The organism is Uliginosibacterium gangwonense DSM 18521, from assembly GCF_000373965.1.
Lineage (GTDB): Bacteria > Pseudomonadota > Gammaproteobacteria > Burkholderiales > Rhodocyclaceae > Uliginosibacterium > Uliginosibacterium gangwonense.
In genome coordinates, this window is the sequence record NZ_KB892857.1 from 84,924 (window position 1) to 105,211 (window position 20,288).

Consider the following 20,288-nt stretch of genomic DNA (forward strand, 5'->3'; position numbering starts at 1 on the left):
CATTGATGCCTGATCATCCGTCTTCTCCTCCCCGTCCCGATAATTTGCGCCGCAATATCGCCGCACTGGCAGCCCGATTGATTGCTGAAGAAGGTATCCATGATTATGGTTTTGCCAAGCGCAAGGCGGCCCGCCAGCTAGGTGCCCCGGAGCGGGAACTGCCCACCAACACAGAGGTGGAAGAGGCACTACGGGCTTGGCGTGATTTGTATAGCGATGACGAGGACAAAGAGCGTTTGCAGGAAATGCGCGGCGCGGCGGTTGAGGCCATGCGCTTTTTCGCACCGTTCCGCCCTTACGTCACCGGTGGCGTCCTGGAGGGCACGGCAGGCGCGTTCTCAGACGTGGAACTGGAGATCTACGCCGACAGCGCCAAGGATGTGGAAATATTTTTGCTCGGCAAGGGTCTGCCTTATGAACACAAGGAGGTCCGCCGCCGCGATCACGACGCCCCTGAGGCGGTACTGCTCTTTGACTGGGGAGAAGTACCGATGCGCCTGACCATCTTCGACCAAAAGGCCGAGCGTGCCCCGCGCCGCAGCCCGACTGGGGCGGCACGCGAAAAGATGCGCCTGGAGGCTTTCGAGCAATTGCTCACCAGAACCAGCCACGATGAACCCCAGGTTTGAGCACCGCTGGCGCCGGGGCCTTGCCCTGGTGTTGTTGCTCATGATTGCTACAGGCGGCGCCTGGCAGTGGTATCGCCGCAGCTCCTCAGCGGCTGTCGAGGCTTTGTTTGCGCAATCATTGCTTGATTTGCAGGGGCAGCCCCATACACTGGAGCAATGGCGAGGGCAGCCCATATTGGTCAATTTCTGGGCGAGTTGGTGTGCGCCTTGCCGAACGGAGATGCCGGAGCTAGACCAGCTGGCGCAGCAGACCCAGGGCAGGCTCCAGATTGTGGGCGTTGCCTGGGACGATCTGCCCGCCGTGCGCAGCTACCTGCAGCAAGCGCCCGTACACTACCCGCTACGGGTTTTGCCTCCGGGCGCCCAAACATCCGCTCTGCTGCGTAAATTGGGGAATCTGCCGGCCGGGCTACCCTTTTCGGTGCTGATTGATGCAAACTTGCAAATCCGCCTGCTTGTAGTGGGCAAGCTCAGCCCAGCACAAGTGCTGGCCAGCCTGCCGCCTCACACGGAAGGATTCAGATGATGCGAAAGATGGACAACTTGCAGCGATTTGCGGCAAACTCGCGGCCATGAAGAAACCTTCAACCAGCAACAAACGGAACTCCGAGGATGCCGCCAAGGCAGCTTCGACCACACCCAGAGCGCGAATTCTGGTGCTGCAAGGCCCGAATTTGAACATGCTGGGGGTGCGCGAGCCGGGCATCTATGGGCAGACCTCGCTTGAGGGCATCCATCTTGCGCTGGAAGCACGCGCAAGGGCTGCGGCCGTTCAGCTTGAAACCTTCCAGAGCAATCATGAAGGCGAGTTGATCGACCGTATCCAGGCCGCCTATTCGGAAGGGGTTGATTTCATCATCATCAACCCCGCCGCCTATGGGCACACCAGCATCGCCTTACGCGATGCCTTGGCTGCCGTGGCAATTCCGTTTGTAGAAGTGCACATCTCCAACGTGCACGCCCGTGAGCCTTTCCGCCATCACACCTATCTTTCTTCTCTGGCGGTAGGGGTGATCTGCGGTCTGGGCCCTGAAGGGTATCAATACGCGCTCGAATTTGCGCTGACCCGCCTGTTGGCGCGCTGACAATTGCGTGGCGCGTGCAACCGCACGCACCACGCCTCGTTTGTGGAGTAAGACATGGATCTGAGAAAACTCAAAAAACTCATCGACCTCGTGCAAGAGTCCGGCATCGCCGAACTCGAAGTGACCGAGGGCGAAGAAAAGGTGCGCATTGCCAAGCATTCCACAGCAGCACCTGCCAATTATGTGGCGCAACCCCAGGTGATGGTTGCCCCCGCCGCAGCGCCTGCGGCCCCGGCAGCCCCTGCTGAAGCGGCTAGCAGCCTACCCGCAGGTCACGTCGTCAAATCCCCGATGGTCGGCTCCTTCTACCGCGCCTCGGCCCCAGGCTCGCCTGTGTTTGCCGAAATCGGCCAGACCGTTGCTGTGGGCGACACCCTGTGCCTGATCGAAGCCATGAAGCTGATGAACGAGATTGAGGCTGACGCAGCAGGCGTGATCAAGGCCATCCTGGTCGAAAACGGCCAACCGGTCGAATACGGCCAACCCTTGTTTGTAATCGGGTAAGCGTGAAAGCCATCCGGTAGGTACGGGCCACCGGCCCACCTGCCCCCACGTTTCGCATTTCACGTTTCACTTTTCACGAGAACAACATGTTCGACAAGATCCTCATAGCCAACCGTGGTGAGATCGCCCTGCGTGTGCTGCGCGCCTGCCGCGAGCTGGGCATCCGTACGGTTGCGGTACACTCGGAGGCCGACAACGAGGCCAAGTACGTCAAGCTGGCCGATGAATCGGTCTGCATTGGCCCGGCAGCCTCCTCCCAGTCTTACCTGAACATTCCACGCATCATCGCCGCAGCGGAAGTCACCGATGCCGAGGCCATCCACCCCGGTTACGGCTTCCTGTCGGAAAACGCAGACTTTGCCGAACGCGTGGAATCCTCTGGCTTCGCCTTCATCGGCCCACGCCCTGAAACCATCGCCCTGATGGGCGACAAGGTCAGCGCCAAGGAAGCCATGAAGGCTGCTGGCGTGCCGGTGGTGCCGGGTTCGGATGGCGCATTGCCAGACGACCCCAAGGAAATCGTCAAGATGGCCCGCCAAGTCGGCTACCCGGTCATCATCAAGGCAGCAGGTGGTGGTGGCGGACGTGGCATGCGCGTGGTGCACACCGAGGCGGCGCTGATTTCTGCGGTGACCACTACCCGTACCGAAGCCGGGGCCGCCTTTGGCAACCCGACGGTGTACATGGAAAAGTACCTGGAAAATCCGCGTCACATCGAAATCCAAATGCTGGCCGACCAGTATGGTCACGCCATCTACCTGGGTGAGCGGGACTGCTCGATGCAGCGCCGCCACCAGAAGGTGCTGGAAGAGGCGCCTGCTACAGGCATCGACCGCAAGCTTATCGCCAAGGTGGGCGATTCCTGCGTGGAGGCCTGCAAGCGCATCAATTACCGTGGCGCGGGCACCTTTGAGTTCCTGTACGAAAACGGCCAGTTCTTCTTCATTGAAATGAACACCCGTGTGCAGGTTGAACACCCCGTCACCGAGTTGATCACCGGCGTCGATATCGTGCAGGAGCAGATCCGTATCGCTGCGGGCGAAAAGCTGCGCTACACGCAAAAAGACATCGTACTGCGTGGTCACGCACTGGAATGCCGGATCAACGCTGAAGATCCCTTCAAGTTCACCCCCTCTCCTGGCAAAATCCTGTCGTGGCATACACCGGGTGGCCCCGGTATCCGTGTCGATTCGCACGTCTATGCCGGTTACACCGTGCCCTCGTATTACGACTCGATGATCGGCAAGCTCATCGCCTATGGCGACACGCGTGATCAGGCCATCCGCCGGATGCGTGTGGCGTTGTCGGAAATGGTGGTAGATGGGATCAAGACCAATATCCCGCTGCATCAGGAATTGCTGATTGACACCCACTTTGTGCAGGGTGGCACCAGCATCCACTATCTGGAAAAGAAACTCGCGGGGCAAGGTTGAGCATGTGGTATTCGGTATTCCTCAAGGCAGCAGCGGATCAGGCCGACGCATTGTCAGAGGCATTGATGGAAACTGGCGCATTGTCGGTCAGCCTGGAGGATGCCGATGCCGGCACCCCTGAAGAGAAACCCCAGTTCGGTGAGCCCGGCAGTGTCAACGAACACCTGTGGGATCGAAGTGTCGTGGTGGCACTGTTCGATGCCGATGCCGATCTGGCCACCTCGCTGGCCCAGGCCGCCGCACTGGCCGGGCTGGATGCCGTACCAGACTTTCGGGTCGAAGAAGTAGCCGAGCAGAACTGGGTGCAATTGACCCAGTCGCAGTTCGAACCCATCAAGATCAACGAGCGGATGTGGATCGTCCCATCCTGGCATACCGCACCTCACCCTGAAGCCATCAATATCGAGATGGACCCAGGGATGGCCTTCGGTACCGGCTCGCATCCCACCACCTGGCTGTGTCTACAATGGCTGTGCGACGCCGTAAGCTCTGGATGTACGGTACTGGACTATGGCTGTGGTTCTGGCATCCTCGGGATTGCAGCCACCAAACTGGGGGCTTCTTCGGTACTCGGTTGCGATATTGATGCCGCAGCCGTGGAAACAAGCAAGGCCAACGCCTTGCGTAATGACGTGCACACGGCACAATGGCAGAGTAGCGCGGTGACTGTGAGTGGTGAATACGATATCGTGGTGGCAAACATCCTGACCAATCCGCTTTGCATGCTGGCCCCTACGCTGGCGGCACATGTGCGCCCAGGCGGACGCCTCACGCTGTCGGGGGTGCTCGCCCAACAGGCCGAGCAGGTGATTGCCGCCTATGCGCCCTGGATTGATCTGCACGTGGGTGCAGAACACGAAGGCTGGATTCGCCTGGAGGGCAGCAAGGCATGCTGACCACGCGTTGCCCCAACTGCGGACGGGTTTTCCGTATCCGTCCCGAGCAGCTCGGGGTCCGTGGTGGGCGCGTGCGTTGTGGAACCTGCCAAACTGCCTTTTCAGCCCTGCAAACCCTGGAAGAAATACCGGACGATGTGCCGCTATCTTCCATGCAACCCCAGGCGGGGGCTGACACCAATACGCCTCGCCCTACGGCGGCTCCGGTGCCTGCGCCCACATCGGCAGCCCCTGTCCCTACAGGCGCGGCAAGTTCTGCCCGAGTAGCACCACCCGCCAGTGCGGCCGCATCACGCCCTGTTACCCCTCCAGTGCAAGCACCGGTAGCGGCAACGCGGCCCACTGCACCGATCACACCAAGCCCCGCCACCCAAGCCCCTGCAACCGCCAAACCAGTCACCGCTGCACCTGCGCAACCCAACGTTGCCAAGCCGGTGGTGCCACCCACGCGCCCTGCGCCCGAAGCGGTACCGGCTGCACCAACAAGGCCACAAGCTGCAGCCCCGGTGGCTCCGCCTCAGGCTGCACAAACCCCATCCTCTCCGGCACCGATCAACCCGGCTGTACCCAAGGTGGAATCAGCGCCAGTCGCCGACCCCACGCCAACGGAACCTCCGATTGAGCCCGATGGCCGCAAGGAACCCTCGCTGGACGCGACGTGGTGGGAAATTGATCCGAATCTCCCCCTGGGGGGCTTCCAGGAGGTTGCCGAAACCTCGCAGCTGCGCTCTCATCCGCTGTCGGAAGAGCTTGATTTGCCCGCTATTCATGACGCGCCACCGCTGATTGATCCAGCCAAACTGAATTCTCCTACGTCAGCCTCCAAGGAAGCTGAGTCTTTCCGCATGGAGTTCGATCTGTCTGGCGTTGAAGGCGCGGCGGCGGCAGCTCCGGCCACCCCGGTTGAACCAGCGGAACCCGCTCACGCGGTCAAGACGGAACCCTACAAATCCAAGATTGCCGCCGAGTTGGGTGTCGCCCCTTTCGACCCGTCGCAGGATGATCATGGCGGCATGACCTACATGCTGGATGATTCGCTGGTCGAGCCCCCTCGCCCAGCAGCCAAAACAACGCACCCTGTGGTGGATGAGACTTCCCTGCTCTACCTGCATGAGCAGCAGCAGAAGTCCAAGAAGCGTCGCCCTGTGGAAGATCGCCGACGCACAAAACGCGCATGGCCCTGGGTGCTTGGCATCGGGCTGTTCATTTTGCTGGCGACGGTGCAGCTGGTGTATCTGTTCCGGGTGGAAATCGCCCGCGCCATGCCAGAGACCCGCACCTATCTGGAACAGGCCTGCCGCGAGGTAGGCTGCACGGTGCCCTATCCACGTGATTCGGCACAGATCATCATTGACGGCAGCAATCTGGTGGCAGACCAGACGCCGGAAGGCCGTTCGCGCCTGATCGTGACGATCCGCAACAAGGCCAACTACAGCGTGGCGTGGCCTGACCTGGAATTGACGCTGACGGACAAGTTCGACATCGCCATCAGCCGCCGGGTGCTCAAACCCAAGGAATGGTTGCCGGAAAACTACGCCCAGATGCCCGCGTTCGACGGGCATTCAGAAGTCACCACCAACGTTTTGTTGGAAACCGGTAAGCAGGAACCGGCAGGCTACCGCATTTATTCCTTCTACCCCTGAACGCAACGGGTGGCACCCGCTCACACGCAGCGCCACCCTACTCCAAAACTCATCCGCTGATCTGGCAGGCCAAACCCTTGAGGTATTCGCCTTCTGGCACGGCCAAGCCGATGGGGTGATCGGGCGCGGCGGAGAGACGATGGATGATGCGCGCATCCACTCCGGCATCAATCGAAGCGCCTGCCACAATGCTCTGGAACAGCTCCTGCCCGATCCCGCCGGAACAGGAATAGGTCATCAGCAGACCGCCCGGATTGAGCAGGCGGAACCCCAGCAGATTGATATCCTTGTAGGCGCGTGCAGCACGCTGCGCGTGGGCGGCAGAGGGTGCGAACTTGGGCGGGTCCAGAATAATGAGATCAAACTTGCGCTCCTCTGCCCGCAACTGACGCAAGGCCTCAAACACATCAGCCTCCCACCAACTGGCACGGCTGGCATCCAGTTGCGGATTGAGTTCCAGATTGCGTTGGGCGGTCGCCAAGGCCGGCCCTGAAGAATCAATGGACAGCACCGAACTGGCTCCACCGGCCAAGGCTTGCAATGAAAACCCTGCGGTGTAGCAAAAACAGTTGAGCACACTACGTCCGGCAGCCAGTTCCCCTGTTAGGCGACGGTTGTCCCGCTGGTCGAGGTAAAAGCCGGTCTTGTGGCCAAACTCGACGTCCACCTCCATGCGCACGCCATTTTCATTGATCACGATGCGCTCGGCAGGCATGCTGCCATAGGCCACCCCCACGCGGGGCTCTAAGCCTTCCAGGCCACGCACATCGGAATCCGAACGCTCGAACACACACTTGCAGTCAGTGGCTTGCGCCAAGCCTGCCACGATGGCATCGCGCCACTTCTCCGCCCCCGCACTGGTCAATTGCAGCACAACGACATCACCATAGCGGTCAGCAATCACACCGGGCAGCCCATCAGATTCACCGTGGATCAGGCGCACGCCTTCCTGGTTGCGCAGATGAGGATGCGCTTGGCGACGGGCCACGCTTTGGGCCACACGCCGCTTGAAGAAGGCGTGGTCGATGCTCTCCTGCGGGTCGAAGCTCCACATCCGCGCCCGGATCTGGGATTTGGGCGAAAAAGCGCCACGCCCAAGCATCTTGCCGTGTTCGCTCATCACCTCCACGGTATCTCCCGCATGGGCACGACCATGCAAGGTTTCCACCGAACCGGCAAAGATCCAGGGGTGGTGACGCATCACAGAGCGTTCCTTGCCCGGCTTGAGAATGAGTTCTGTCATGAAGAGGTTTCCGCTGAAACAAATTGGGGAGAAATAATGGTCCAGCCCCGGCCGCAGGGAACATGGTACAAGCCACGTCCGGCGCCCAAGGCACACAGGGGGTTGGGCGCCATCTGACAGCAGGAATCAGAGGCTGCAGAAGGTCAGATCGAACTGCACATCGGATTCATCCTGGCGTGGCCGGGAGAGTACATCCGGCAAAACGAAGCGGATGTTGAATGCGTATTTGTTGGCACTGATCTCGGGCACGGTTTGCAGGTCGCGGGGCACAAAGACCCGGATCAACTGCGCGCTGCGCCCGGTCATCATGAGCTGGAAGCTGCCGCGTCGGGCAAGCTGGTGCTCAGAACGGCCGCTTTCGCGCAGCAGGCGCAACACAATGCTCAACCCATCGCGGATCGGCAGCATGGGCGCGAGCCAGGCCTGCAGATCGCGGCGGCGGCGTTCGCAGTCCCGATGCAGCCAGAAATGGTAAGAAGGCAGGTCAAACTCACACACACCGCCGGGGATGGAGGAACGCGAGCGGATCGCCATCAGCCATTCGCTGTCACGCAGATACTGCCCGATGCGCCCGGCCATGGCCAGCAAGGCACTGCTGGCCTGCTCGATTTCATACAAGGCGCCCGAAAGGGCCTCTTCGGAAATCTGCGGGTTGTCGCGGAAGGAGATCAGGATCTGGCGTTGCCGCTCCAGCTCCTGGACCAGATCGACCTTCAGGTCGGCGCGCCCGGCTACATCCAGAATTTCGAACAGCGACAACAATGCTGTGTGATGCTCATAAGCACTGTCCGCAAGGGAAAAGTGGAGCACGCGGTCGAACAGATCCTCCAGGCGCAAAAGCGTCCGGATTCGTTCGTTCAGAGGGTATTCGTATGTAATCACCGCAAACCGCTGAAATGGAGGTCGCGCATCGAGGAAAAAACGTCTGCGCGGATCATAGCACGCTCTGCTGTGATCGTTGTGCCTGAGCACGCATGGACAGCCGTTTGTGCAGTTCATCCACCTGTATTTGGAGCGCGGCCAGCCCCCCATCATTGTCGATCAGCTCGTCAGCAATCGCCCGTCGGGCTGCCGGGCTGGCCTGGGCCTGGATAATCCGGCGGATTTCGTCCTCACCCAAACCGTTGCGCGCCTTTACGCGGGCGATCTGGACGGCTTCACTGCATTCGACTGCCACGATGCGGTTACAGCGCTTGCGAAAGTATTCGGACTCCACCAGCAGGGGGACAACCAACATGGCGTAATCCCCTTCTGCCTGGGTCAGCAGGGCCTCTGCGTGATCCCGGATCATGGGATGGAGGATCGCCTCCAGACGCTGCCTGAGTTGGGCGTCCGCAAAGGCCATCTGGCGCATGGCCGCCCGATCAAGCGCACCATTGGCCGCCACGATGACAGGCCCGAAAGCCTCGCGCAGCATCGGCATTGCAGCGCCACCGGCCCCTGTCAGTTCATGGGCCAGCACGTCAGTATCAATCACGCTTACGCCATGTGCTTCAAACAAACGGGCTACCGTACTCTTGCCGCAGCCGATCCCGCCGGTCAGCCCCACTACATACGGGCAGGGCTGGCTCATCGCCCGGCCCCGCAACTCTCCCGCGTAAACGCTTTGTCCTTGTAGCGGTGCGACTGGGTGGCCAGGAATTTGTCCAAGGCGGACACCGAGCCACTCAATTCCAGGCGCGGGGGGGTATTACCGCGTGGGGTGATGACCGGGGTGGTAAAGCCTTGCTCACGCAATGTCGCCAGACGCTTCTTGGCCAGTGCTTCATCATGGAACAGGCCCAGGGAAATGGCGTATTGGTTGTCTCCCGGATCGCGCACCATGAAGTAATCATTCACGCCATTGCGTTGCAGGACTTCAAGCCGCTTTTCTGCGGCGTCTTTGCCCCCCTCTGGCGGGATATGCACCCAGTAGGTAGTCGGTGTGCCTGAGGCACCAAGCTTGACCTGCAAATTGCCTTCCGCCTTGCGGGCACGGGCCGCAAAATTGGGCACCACATCGTCGGGCAAGCCTTTGATCAGCACGCACTTGGTCTCTTCGACCTCGACCTGGGGTTCGGCATCCTGCGCGGGGCTACTTTGCGCAACCGTGACCGATTGCACTGCCGCCACCTCGGATTGTGCCGCAGCAGCAACTGCCACGGCAGGTATTGTGGGACGTGCAACGGCAGGCGCACTGGCGCCCGCTAAAACACGGATGGAATCTGGCTCCAACTGTTTGGCGATCCGTTCCGGCTCACCCGCAGACCAACTGGGCATGATGCCAAACAAAGGCAGCGCCAGCAGAATGGCTAAAACAATATTGATGGCCACCAGGGCGTAGAAAAGCGTTCTGGGAAGCATGGATCAAGCCCGTGCAATTGCGGGCAATACTAAGTGAATCGAGGCGCAGGATAGCGTCTTTTGCACCTATGGGCTACTGCCCCCGTGCAACGGACAACAAACCTTCCAGCACCAGCCAATGGTGAACGTGCGCCTGGGGGCCCAACAAGGGGGCCAGGGTGTCCGCAACGCCGCCCGCCACAATGATCGGGCTGTGGGCGGGCAGGCACGCTGCCATCTCCTTGATGGCTCCCAGTTGGGCCAGCATACAGCCCGAATGGATGGCATTGTGCGTATTGCGGGCGGGGATCTGCATGTTGCCCTGGGCAAGCGGCAAACCTGCTGTGCCCCGCTCCAGGGATTCAAACATCATGCTCAGGCCAGGCAGGATGCAGCCGCCCGCAAACACGCCGGGCTGGCGCACCACGTCAATCGTCGTAGCCGTACCTGCCACCACCACCAGACAATCCCGCTGCAGCATCTGCCACGCTGCAATGGCTGCTGCCCAGCGATCTGGCCCAAGTGCGGCAGGATTCTCATAATCGCAACGCAGGCCACAGCGCTGCGCAGAGGCTCTGAGCCACTCCACCGGGCAAGACCAGCGCATCACGAATGCCTGCACAGCAGCCACGCGCTCAGGCCCCGCCACGCTGGCAATCACGATACGGCTGGGGCGGAAATCCGGGGCGATCTGCTCCTGGGCGTCTTCCAGAAAGCCCTTGACCAGCCACTGCTGTCCATCGTGGCAGCCATATTTGGTGCGGGTATTGCCCGCATCAATGACAAGGTACATAGGCGGCCCTCAGGAATTGAAACGGGAATCCAGGCTCAGGCTGACGTCACCACCACTGATCTTCAGGTGCGACCCATTATCAGCGAGCAGCTCCAGGGTGCCATCTTCCATCGCCCGGCCACATATGCCGTGATGCTCACCGTTCTCGGAGCTGACCCGCACCGGCAGCCCTTGCAGAGCATTGCGCCGGTTCCATTCATCTTGCAGGGCGGCAAAGCCTTCCCGCTCAAAACGCCCAAGCACATCGGCAAACCGACGCAGAATCGTGCCCAACAGCAGCTCACGCGGGGGCGGTGGATTGATAGCGACATCCATCGCGGTGTAGTCCTGGTCGATCTGGGACTGCCAGTCCGGGTGGCGATACAGGTTCAGGCCGCTACCGATGACGGCCAGCACGCTGTCTGCATCAAACACCAGTTCAATGAGTACGCCGCCGAGCTTGTGCCCGAACAACCATAGATCATTCGGCCATTTCAGGCCAACCCCTTCCACCCCCAGGTCTTCCAGCGCCTGGGCCAGCGCCACGCCAACCGCCAGACTCAGCCCCATCATGGGCGTATTGCGCTTGAAGCGCCAGAGTACGGAAAACAGGAGGCTGTGGCCGGGTGCGGAAAACCACGTCCGCCCACGTCGGCCACGTCCGGCAGTCTGCTCGTCGGCAAGCAGAGTCAAGCCGCAAGGCGCCTTGGCGGTGGCTCGCTCAAGCAGCAGGGTATTGGTGGAGGTACAGGAATCGAGGTGTTCAATGGTGAACTGCGATACCGCTTCGCCCAGGGCAGCCTGAAGCGCAGCAGCATCCAGCCCACGGTGCAGCGAAGACATACGAGGCGCCCAGGGGTAGATAGCCCTGTCAGTTTACCCTGAGCCAGCCCCCTTGACACAAAACGGCAAAAAAACCGCCTGATATCCGCACCACTTTTGCGCAAACCCCAGTCAGCGGCTTTGCGGGATCAATCTTCGCCCTTGCCTCCATCAATCCCGAGTTCCTGGATCTTGCGGGTAATGGTGTTTCGCCCGATCCCCAACAACTGGGCGGCTTCCACCCTGCGCCCGCCGGTATTGGCCAGCGCACGCAGGATCAACGCCTTTTCAAACTCGCGGTTAAGGATGTCGAACACATGGCCCGGCGATTGCGATAGCAACCTGTCGGCTTCCAGGTTCAAGGCACTGAGCCAGTCTCCCGCCACGCCTCCGACCCCACCGGCGGCGGCCCCTGCCACGGCGCTTTTCTCACGCATGTCTGAGGGCAGATCAGCCACGTCCACCATCTGACCGGGGGCCATCACGGTCAGCCAATGGCAGAGGTTTTCCAGCTGCCGGACGTTACCGGGGAATTCCAGGGTTTGCAGGTGACGCAAAGCGGCTTCGGTCAGGCGCTTGGCATCCACACTCAGTTCATGCGCACTGTGTTGTAGGAAATGCTTGGCGAGAACCGGAATGTCTTCCTTACGCTCACGCAGGGGGGGCAGACGGAGCCGGATCACATTCAGGCGGTGGAACAAGTCCTCGCGGAACAAACCGTCGCGCACCCTTTGCTCCAGATTCTGGTGGGTGGCCGCAATCACGCGCACATTGGCCTTAACCGGCGTGTGCCCGCCCACGCGATAGAAATGCCCGTCGGAGAGCACCCGCAAGAGGCGGGTCTGCAATTCGGACGGCATATCACCGATTTCATCCAGGAAGAGCGTGCCGCCTTCGGCCTGCTCAAAACGCCCACGGCGCTGGGCGGCAGCCCCGGTAAAGGCACCACGTTCGTGACCGAAGAGTTCGGACTCCAGCAGATCACGCGGGATGGCCGCCGTGTTGATGGCAATGAAAGGCCCTTCACGTCGCGGGCTATGGCGGTGCAGGGCACGCGCCACCAGCTCCTTGCCGGTGCCTGATTCACCATTGATGAGCACGGTGGCGTGCGATTGGGCCAGACGCCCGATAGCACGGAACACCTCCTGCATGGAAGCCGCGTGCCCAAGGATTTCAGGCACCGAAGTGGTGGCCTCTTCAGCACTATCCCGGTGCATGCTTTCTTCAAGTGCGCGCCGCAGGAGGTCCAGCGCCTGATCCACGTCGAAGGGTTTGGGCAGGTATTCAAACGCCCCACCCTGGAAGGCTGCCACGGCGCTATCGAGGTCGGAATAGGCCGTCATGATGATGACGGGCAACTCCGGGTAGCGTTCCTTGGCGCGTTGCAGCAGCACCAGTCCGGATTCACCGGGCATATGGATGTCTGAAATCAGCACCTGGGGCACACCTGCATTGGCATCCAGAACGCCAAGGGCTTCGGAGGCGGAGGAGAAACTGCGATATGCGATGTCTTCCCGCGCCAGCGCCTTCTCCAGCACCCAGCGGATGGAGCGGTCGTCATCAACAATCCAGACAGCATTCATGTTGGGGCTATCCATTCAATTCACTCTATTGGTTGTGGCCACTTTGCAATTCATGCCTGTGTAATTGGCAGAAGAATCGTAAAGCAGGTGCGGCCGGGTTCGCTTTCGACGTCAATGGCGCCCTGATGCTGTTCTACAAAGCTCTGCGCAATCGACAGACCAAGGCCGGTGCCACCTTCGCGCCCTGAAACCAGGGGATAAAAAATCTTGTCACGAATGTCTTCCGATATTCCCGGACCGTTGTCGATCACTTGCAATTCCAATGCCAGTTTATGCCGCCGCTTGGCGAATGTGACCTGACGGGCAGCCCGCGTGCGTAATATGACAACGCCGTCACCCTGCATCGCCTGGGCAGCGTTGCGTGAAATATTCAAAACCGATTGGATCAATTGCTCACGGTCAGCAGTCAGCTGAGGCAGGCTAACGTCATAGTCGCGCTTGACGGACACATGGGGAAATTCGGCCTGAATGAGCTTGAGCACCCGTTCGAGCACATCATGCACATTGACCACGCTGGGGTGCATGACCCGGTGCGAGTTGAGCAGCCGGTTCATCAGGTCTTGCAGACGATCCGCCTCGGCAATGATGACCTGGGTATATTCCCGGTGCGCGGGGTCTTCCAGTTCGCGCTCCAGCAACTGGGCTGAACCGCGAATGCCGCCAAGCGGGTTCTTGATTTCGTGCGCCAGACTGCGAACCAGTTCACGGTTGGCTTGTTGCTGCTGGGCAATCTGTTCTTCTCGCACAACCTTCAACTGCGCGTCCAGCAGGCGGAATTCCAGCAGCAATCGCGCCGGGGGCAGGTCCACCGGGGTCGCAGTGCAGTCCAGGTGCAAGGGAGGCTGGTTGGGGCGTTTGACCGCCAGATTCTGGCCCGTGTGGCTCCAGTTGTTGGCCAGCGCGTTATCCAGCGCCGCCCACAGATTCATGTTGTCGCCAATCAGTGCGGAAAGATGGTGTCCCAGGCACTGTCGGGCGCTCACGGAAAACAGGTGTTCGGCTGAAGGATTGACATAGCAGACCGAGCGATCGGCACTGACCATGACAACAGCGGAGGAGAGCAATTCAAGCCCGGCCGTGGAAGCGGCCAGCTTGTTGCTGGGAGAAGATGAAGAGAGGCTTGGGCTCATAGGAGCTTACCTTAGCAAGAACCAAGCCGCCCCGGGCAATCTCGCTTTCCAGCTCCCAATGGCTTCGCGCAAGCATCTGCGCCCCAGATAAAAGCCTGCCCCTATGGACTTCCGGGTAGCACCATCCCGGCCACTCAGGCAGCCGGGCAGAACCGAAGGAGGGGGATTACCTCAGATTGGCAATTTCCTTGTTGATGGCCTCGACATTACGTTCATGCAACTGTACTGCATCCTTGTAGCCCTGAACCCGGTCGAGGTACTTTTGGTAGTTCTTCTCGTCGCCATTGCGCACGGCCTCCTGCTCGGCCAGCGCCTTGCGGGCAGCATCCAGTTCCTGCTGCTCCTTGGCCTTTTCCTGCTCCAGAATCTTACGGCGATCCCCATCACGGCTCTTCTGGGTGGATTCATCCACCTTGGGGAAGCCTGCCGGAGAGGAGCTTGAACTGGCACTGTTTCCCCCGCTGCTCTTGCGCGATGCGGGTGTAGACGGCACGGTGCTGATCGGTTGCTCACGCGACATCAGCGCACAGCCTTTGACCCCCGGCGCGGGTTTGTCGTTGGTGTAGGTGGTATGCCCCATCTCATCAACGCATTTGTAGATATCGGCCTGGGCGCCTGTTGCAAATACCAGCAGCATCAGGGAGAGACAACCGAGTTTTGGCATGATCCGATTTCGACTTGTTCAACTGCCGCAGAGTGTAGGCCCGATCAGGAGAATAGCAAAGCTCACCTGTCGGTAGAACAAAGAAAAAGGGACGAGCAAGCCCGTCCCTTTTGCATATCAAATTGCCTGAGGCAATTAGATGGAGTAGTACATGTCGAATTCGATCGGATGCGTCGTCATGCGGAAGCGTTGGACTTCTTCCATCTTCAGCGCAATGTAGGCATCGATCATTTCGTTGGAGAACACGCCACCACGGGTCAGGAACTCGCGGTCCTTGTCCAGGTAGTCGAGCGCTTGTTCCAGGCTGGAGCAAACGGTCGGGATCTTGGCATCTTCTTCCGGCGGCAGATCGTACAGGTTCTTATCTGCGGGATCGCCAGGGTGGATCTTGTTCTGCACGCCATCCAGACCCGCCATCATCAGTGCGGCAAAGGCCAGGTAGGGGTTAGCACCCGGATCCGGGAAGCGGGTTTCGATACGGCGGGCCTTGTCGGATTGCACGTAAGGCACGCGGATCGAAGCGGAACGGTTACGGGCAGAGTAAGCCAGTTTCACCGGTGCTTCAAAGCCCGGGACCAGACGCTTGTAGGAGTTGGTCAGCGGGTTGGTGATGGCGTTCAGCGCGCGAGCGTGCTTGATGATCCCGCCGATGTAGTACAGGGCGAACTCGGACAGACCAGCATAGCCGTTGCCTGCGAACAGGTTCTTGCCATCCTTCCAGATGGATTGGTGCACGTGCATGCCGGAACCGTTGTCACCAACGATGGGCTTGGGCATGAAGGTGGCGGTCTTGCCGTATTGGTGGGCAACGTTGTGGACGATGTACTTCAGGGCTTGCGTCCAGTCAGCGCGCTTGACCAGGGTGGCGAACTTGGTGCCGATTTCGTTCTGACCGGCAGTGGCCACTTCGTGGTGGTGCACTTCAACGGGGATGCCCACGCCTTCGAGTGCCAGACACATGGCGGCACGGATGTCGTTGGCGGAGTCGACCGGGGGAACCGGGAAGTAGCCACCCTTGACGGTGGGACGGTGGCCGGTGTTGCCACCTTCAATCTTCTCGCCAGAAACCCAGGCTGCTTCTTCAGCAAAAATCTTGCAGAAGGAGCCGGACATATCAACCTTCCACTCCACGGAGTCGAAGATGAAGAATTCGGGTTCCGGACCAAAGTAGGCGGTGTCGCCCAGGCCGGAGGACTTCAGGTAGGCTTCAGCGCGCTTGGCGATGGAGCGCGGATCGCGGTCGTAGCCCTTGCCGTCGGACGGTTCAACCACGTCACAGGTCAGCACCAGGGTGGTTTCGTCGAAGAACGGGTCGATATAGGCGGTGTCTGCATCCGGCATCAGCAGCATGTCGGAAGCCTGGATACCCTTCCAGCCAGCGATCGAGGAGCCATCAAAGGCATGGCCTTCGGTGAACTTGTCGCCATCGAATGCACTGATGGGCACACCGACGTGCTGTTCCTTGCCACGGGTGTCGGTAAAGCGGAAGTCAACGAACTTGACGTCGTTTTCCTTGACGAGCTTGATCACGTCTTGAGGTGTCATGAAACTCTCACTCCTAGCGTATTGAATCGAGTTGGCAAACCTGTCCGCAACCAGCCACTGATGGAATGCCTGAATAGCACGTTCAGGCACTGCCTGCGATGGCAGCGCGATAACAATCAATTATCAAATGCAAGCATATACCGTGCCATGAATGAGCCTTTTTGGTGCCCACCCCAGCTGTCCGACTGGGCATGACAGCGCACGCTCTTCTAAGCCGGGCAATTCTGCCACAAGCTGACGCAAGATGGCGCACTGATACGCGATATCACCAAAACGGTGCATAACCCACGGTAGCGCACTATTACTGTGCATTCAAATGCATTCCATCCTCACGACATTCGCGGTAATAATGTTGAGAACCCCACACAAACAAGAGAACCGAACATGACCATCGATGACATTCTCGACCGTGCCAATGAGCGCGCCAAACAAGCCCAGCTCCCCTACCGGGGCGTTCTGACCCCTACCGAAGCGCACACCCTGCTCCAGCACCAGCCCAAGGCGCAGCTGGTGGATGTGCGCACCCGCGCCGAACTGGACTGGGTGGGGCGTGTCCCCGGTGCGGTGGAGGTGGAGTGGAACAGTTGGCCGGGCAGCGTGCCCAATCCGCACTTTCTGACCCAGCTTGAACAGGCGCTACCCAAGGACACCATGGTCCTGTTCCTCTGTCGCTCGGGCGCCCGTTCGCACAACGCCGCCATGCTGGCCACCCAGGCAGGCTTCACCGATTGCTTCAATGTACTCGAAGGGTTTGAAGGCGACCTGGATGCGCACGGACAGCGTGGCCACGTTGGCGGTTGGCGTCATGCCGGCTTACCCTGGCAGCAGAGCTGATCGGCACAGGTTAGAATGGATAGTGAACCTCTTATTGCCTTGATCTGAAACACACCATGCAAGTATCCCCGATCAGTTTTGACCGCTTCAACGTACTCAAGGATGCCGAAGCACACGAGCGCATCCGTGCCGCCAAAGAAAAACTCGGCAAGCGCGTCTCGCTGCTGGTGCACCACTACCAGCGCGCCGACATCTACCAGCACCATGACCTAACGGGCGATTCGCTCAAGCTCTCGCGCCTGGCCTCGCAGTCGGACGCCGAATACATCGTGTTCTGCGGCGTGCACTTCATGGCCGAGGTGGCGGATATTCTCTCCAAGCCCGAGCAGATTTCCATCCTGCCCGATCTGGCCGCAGGCTGCTCGATGGCCGACATGGCCAATCTGGCCAAGGTGGAGCGCTGCTGGCGAGATCTGCGCGACGTGCTGGGGACGCCTGATGAGCTGATCACCCCGGTGACCTACATCAATTCGGCTGCCGACCTCAAGGCTTTCTGTGGCGAGCATGGCGGCATCGTGTGCACCTCGTCGAACGCACCCAAGATTCTGGACTGGAGCTTCAAGCAGCGCGAGAAAGTGCTGTTCTTCCCGGATCAGCATCTGGGCCGCTGGACCGCCCACAAAATGGGCATCCCGCTGGATGCGATGCAGGTGTGGGACCCGGACCTGCCCAATGGTGGTCTGACGCCTGAGCAGATCAAGGGCGCCAAGATGCTGCTGTGGAAGGGACATTGCGCCGTGCATCAGATGTTCCAGCCCGCGCATATCACCAACTGGCGCAAGCAGAACCCCGATGGCATGGTGATTTCCCACCCGGAAAGCGCGTTTGAAGTCTGTACGGCCTCCGATTACGTGGGCTCGACCGAATACATCATCCAGGTAGTCAAGGATGCCAAGCCCGGCACGAAATGGTTGGTGGGGACTGAGTTGAATCTGGTCAACCGCCTCGCGGACGAGGTCAAGCACGAAGGCAAGATCGTGCAGTTCATGAGTCCCATGGTCTGCATGTGTTCAACCATGCAGCGCATCGATCCGCAGCATCTGGCCTGGACGCTAGAAAACCTAGTGGAAGGCAAGGTGGTCAACCGCATCAGCGTACCTGCCCATGAGGCTGAACTGGCAAAGCTGTCGCTGGAGCGCATGCTTGCCGTATCATGATCTCGTCATGCTAAGCGCCCCGTTGCCTCGCATGCCGGCTTGAACCTGGAACAGGAGCCAGGGACATGACAGCCAAGTCACTGAGCATCTGCACCTTCAACATCCACAAAGGCTTTTCGCAACTGAATCGCCGCATGGCGATCCATGACCTGCGCGAAGAGTTACGTGGGCTGGACCCAGATATATCGCTGCTGCAGGAGGTGCAAGGCTTGCACCTCCTGCATGCCCGGCGCCATCGGAACTGGCCCGCCCAACCCCAGCATGAATTCCTGGCCGCAGGCAGCCTACACGCGGCCTATGGGCGCAATGCGGTATATGACCACGGGCACCATGGCAACGCGGTGCTCTCGCGCTTTCCCATCGTGGCGCAGAACAACCATGATGTCAGCCTCTATCGGCTGGAGCAGCGCGGCCTGTTGCATTGCGAGGTGAAGCTCCCGGATGGCACGCATATCCACTGCATCAGTGTGCATCTGTCGCTGACCGAGCATCAGCGCCGTCGCCAACTCGCGTTGCTTGCCGAGTATGTGGAAACCCATATCCCCCGGCAGGCCCCGCTGATCGTGGCAGGCGACTTCAACGACTGGAGGCGCCATGCCAACTCATGGCTGGCGCGGCGGCTGTGCATGCATGAAGCCTTCACTATGCTCCAGGGCACCCCTGCCCGCAGCTATCCCTGCCAGTTGCCCTTGCTCAGCCTGGACCGCATCTACCTGCGGGGCTTCAAGGCAGTGCGTGTCCAGGTGCACTCGGGGCCGCCGTGGTCGGCCATATCCGACCACGCCCTGCTCCACGCCCAGGTCAGCCTGACATGAGCAACCGGGTACGCGCAGGCAACAAGGTCAGCCTTCTGCAATCGGGGACCGAGTATTTCCCGGCGCTGCTTGAGGCCATTGATGCTGCGCATACCGAAGTCTTGCTGGAAACCTATATCTTCGCCCATGACGCCACCGCAGACCGCATCGCCACTGCACTGCGCAACGCGGCCATGCGTGGCGTGACGGTGCGCCTGATGGTCGATGGCTTCGGGGGGCGTGGCTTTGTACACGACACCATGCCGGACCTAGCGGCGGATGGGGTGGAGGTGCTGATCTTCCGGCGCGAGGCCAGCCTGTTCAGTACCCGGCGCCAACGCCTGCGCCGCCTGCACCGCAAGCTGGCATGCGTCGATGGGCAGCTTGCCTTTGTGGGGGGCATCAATATCATCGACGACCTTGATACGCCCGGCCATATACCGCCGCGCTTCGACTACGCCGTGCGGATCGAGGGACCCTTGGTGGCCGATGTCCAGTACGCCATGATCCAGCTATGGCGCCGGATCTGCTGGGCGAATTTTCGCCGCCATCCGCCAATGCAGCATTGGGTTCGCCCGAGCTTCCGCCCCAAGGGCAGCGTAGTGGCCTCACTCCTGATACGGGACAACCTGCGCTACCGCGCCACTATCGAAAACGCCTACCTGGACATGCTCGCCACCGCCAGCGATGAGATCCTGATCGCCAACGCCTATTTTCTGCCTGGGCGCCGCTTCCGCCACGCCCTGATCTCCGCAGCCAAGCGCGGCGTGCGTGTCACCCTGCTGCTGCAGGGGCGGGTCGAATACTGGCTGCTGCATCATGCCACCCGGGCGCTCTACCCCTACCTGTTGAGCAACAAGATCCGCATCTTTGAGTACAAGCACGGCTTTCTGCACGCCAAAGTGGCGATTGCCGACGGCTGGTGGGCCACGGTGGGTTCCAGCAATATCGACCCCTTCAGCCTGCTGCTGGCGCGTGAGGCCAACATCGTGATCCACGACAGCCAATTTGCGCAGCAACTGGGCGCCAGCCTGAACAGAGCCATCCAAAACAACACCATCGAATTGCAGGAACAGGACTGGCAACATCAGCCCCTGCTACGGCGCCTGTTGAGCTGGTTTGCCCTGGGCGCGGTCCGCCTGATGCTGGGCCTGGCAGGCTTCAGACGGCTTCACTGACACATCAAATCGACAAAGGGATGGAATTTATACCCCGTCCTGTGGTCTGATGCC

General features: G+C 60.3%; 21 protein-coding genes. 11 read left to right on the plus strand and 10 right to left on the minus strand.

All coding sequences use genetic code 11. From position 1 onward, the window contains the following. Nucleotides 1–5: 5 nt before the first annotated feature. From B145_RS0114920 to B145_RS28735, 7 genes are all read left to right on the plus strand, one after another. On the plus strand, nucleotides 6–629 hold the full coding sequence (locus B145_RS0114920; RefSeq protein WP_018608385.1) for a hypothetical protein: 624 nt from the start codon (nucleotides 6–8) through the stop codon (nucleotides 627–629). Further along, the gene (locus B145_RS25805; protein WP_018608386.1) at nucleotides 613–1,155 is read left to right on the plus strand and encodes a TlpA disulfide reductase family protein; all 543 of its coding nucleotides are present in this window, start codon (nucleotides 613–615) and stop codon (nucleotides 1,153–1,155) included. The genes B145_RS0114920 and B145_RS25805 overlap by 17 nt, the downstream gene beginning before the upstream one ends. Before the next feature lie 46 nt (nucleotides 1,156–1,201). Further along, nucleotides 1,202–1,714, plus strand: a complete 513-nt coding sequence (aroQ, locus tag B145_RS0114930; protein ID WP_018608387.1) for a type II 3-dehydroquinate dehydratase — start codon at nucleotides 1,202–1,204, stop codon at nucleotides 1,712–1,714. A 54-nt stretch (nucleotides 1,715–1,768) separates the two neighbouring features. Continuing rightward, nucleotides 1,769–2,218, plus strand: coding sequence for an acetyl-CoA carboxylase biotin carboxyl carrier protein (gene accB, locus B145_RS0114935; protein ID WP_018608388.1), 450 nt, complete (start codon nucleotides 1,769–1,771; stop codon nucleotides 2,216–2,218). 86 nt (nucleotides 2,219–2,304) lie between these two features. Next, a complete protein-coding gene (gene accC / locus B145_RS0114940; RefSeq protein ID WP_018608389.1) occupies nucleotides 2,305–3,651 on the plus strand; it encodes an acetyl-CoA carboxylase biotin carboxylase subunit in 1,347 nt (448 codons plus the stop codon). Between the two features lie 2 nt (nucleotides 3,652–3,653). Next, nucleotides 3,654–4,547, plus strand: a complete 894-nt coding sequence (prmA, locus tag B145_RS0114945; RefSeq protein WP_018608390.1) for a 50S ribosomal protein L11 methyltransferase — start codon at nucleotides 3,654–3,656, stop codon at nucleotides 4,545–4,547. Further along, nucleotides 4,541–6,190: a DUF3426 domain-containing protein gene (locus B145_RS28735; protein WP_018608391.1), complete on the plus strand. Its 1,650-nt coding sequence runs from the start codon at nucleotides 4,541–4,543 to the stop codon at nucleotides 6,188–6,190. The genes prmA and B145_RS28735 overlap by 7 nt, the downstream gene beginning before the upstream one ends. A 49-nt stretch (nucleotides 6,191–6,239) precedes the next feature. Here the strand turns inward: B145_RS28735 and B145_RS0114955 are convergent, their stop codons facing one another. The 10 genes from B145_RS0114955 to glnA all read right to left on the minus strand — a co-directional run bounded on the left by B145_RS0114955 (nucleotide 6,240) and on the right by glnA (nucleotide 16,271). Then, a complete protein-coding gene (locus tag B145_RS0114955) occupies nucleotides 6,240–7,433 on the minus strand; it encodes a class I SAM-dependent rRNA methyltransferase (RefSeq protein WP_018608392.1) in 1,194 nt (397 codons plus the stop codon). A 126-nt stretch (nucleotides 7,434–7,559) separates the two neighbouring features. Beyond that, entirely contained in the window at nucleotides 7,560–8,315 is a 756-nt protein-coding gene (gene zapD, locus B145_RS0114960) for a cell division protein ZapD (RefSeq protein ID WP_018608393.1), read from the minus strand. 52 nt (nucleotides 8,316–8,367) lie between these two features. Then, on the minus strand, nucleotides 8,368–9,006 hold the full coding sequence (coaE, locus tag B145_RS0114965; RefSeq protein WP_018608394.1) for a dephospho-CoA kinase: 639 nt from the start codon (nucleotides 9,004–9,006) through the stop codon (nucleotides 8,368–8,370). Then, on the minus strand, nucleotides 9,003–9,776 hold the full coding sequence (locus B145_RS27600) for an SPOR domain-containing protein (RefSeq protein WP_018608395.1): 774 nt from the start codon (nucleotides 9,774–9,776) through the stop codon (nucleotides 9,003–9,005). Before B145_RS27600 ends, coaE begins: the two co-directional genes overlap by 4 nt. 73 nt (nucleotides 9,777–9,849) lie before the next feature. Next, entirely contained in the window at nucleotides 9,850–10,548 is a 699-nt protein-coding gene (locus B145_RS0114975) for a type III pantothenate kinase (protein ID WP_018608396.1), read from the minus strand. 9 nt (nucleotides 10,549–10,557) lie between these two features. Beyond that, nucleotides 10,558–11,370, minus strand: a complete 813-nt coding sequence (locus B145_RS0114980) for a biotin--[acetyl-CoA-carboxylase] ligase (protein ID WP_018608397.1) — start codon at nucleotides 11,368–11,370, stop codon at nucleotides 10,558–10,560. A 128-nt stretch (nucleotides 11,371–11,498) separates the two neighbouring features. Beyond that, nucleotides 11,499–12,932 carry a nitrogen regulation protein NR(I) gene (ntrC, locus tag B145_RS0114985; RefSeq protein ID WP_018608398.1) on the minus strand — a complete coding sequence of 478 codons (1,434 nt, stop codon included), beginning with the start codon at nucleotides 12,930–12,932 and terminating at the stop codon, nucleotides 11,499–11,501. Between the two features lie 50 nt (nucleotides 12,933–12,982). Next, nucleotides 12,983–14,062, minus strand: a complete 1,080-nt coding sequence (gene glnL / locus B145_RS0114990; protein WP_033407347.1) for a nitrogen regulation protein NR(II) — start codon at nucleotides 14,060–14,062, stop codon at nucleotides 12,983–12,985. Between the two features lie 166 nt (nucleotides 14,063–14,228). Continuing rightward, a complete protein-coding gene (locus B145_RS0114995; protein WP_026259167.1) occupies nucleotides 14,229–14,726 on the minus strand; it encodes a DUF4124 domain-containing protein in 498 nt (165 codons plus the stop codon). Between the two features lie 135 nt (nucleotides 14,727–14,861). Beyond that, nucleotides 14,862–16,271 (minus strand): type I glutamate--ammonia ligase, encoded by a 1,410-nt coding sequence (glnA, locus tag B145_RS0115000; RefSeq protein WP_018608402.1) that lies wholly within the window; start codon nucleotides 16,269–16,271, stop codon nucleotides 14,862–14,864. Between the two features lie 384 nt (nucleotides 16,272–16,655). Here glnA and B145_RS0115005 point away from each other — a divergent pair, with 384 nt between their 5' ends. The 4 genes from B145_RS0115005 to clsB all read left to right on the plus strand — a co-directional run bounded on the left by B145_RS0115005 (nucleotide 16,656) and on the right by clsB (nucleotide 20,234). Then, a complete protein-coding gene (locus B145_RS0115005) occupies nucleotides 16,656–17,105 on the plus strand; it encodes a rhodanese-like domain-containing protein (protein ID WP_018608403.1) in 450 nt (149 codons plus the stop codon). A gap of 56 nt (nucleotides 17,106–17,161) precedes the next feature. Then, nucleotides 17,162–18,262 (plus strand): quinolinate synthase NadA, encoded by a 1,101-nt coding sequence (gene nadA, locus B145_RS0115010; protein ID WP_018608404.1) that lies wholly within the window; start codon nucleotides 17,162–17,164, stop codon nucleotides 18,260–18,262. Between the two features lie 65 nt (nucleotides 18,263–18,327). Then, nucleotides 18,328–19,077 (plus strand): endonuclease/exonuclease/phosphatase family protein, encoded by a 750-nt coding sequence (locus B145_RS0115015; RefSeq protein WP_018608405.1) that lies wholly within the window; start codon nucleotides 18,328–18,330, stop codon nucleotides 19,075–19,077. Further along, a complete protein-coding gene (clsB, locus tag B145_RS0115020; protein WP_018608406.1) occupies nucleotides 19,074–20,234 on the plus strand; it encodes a cardiolipin synthase ClsB in 1,161 nt (386 codons plus the stop codon). Before B145_RS0115015 ends, clsB begins: the two co-directional genes overlap by 4 nt. Nucleotides 20,235–20,288 lie beyond the last annotated feature (54 nt).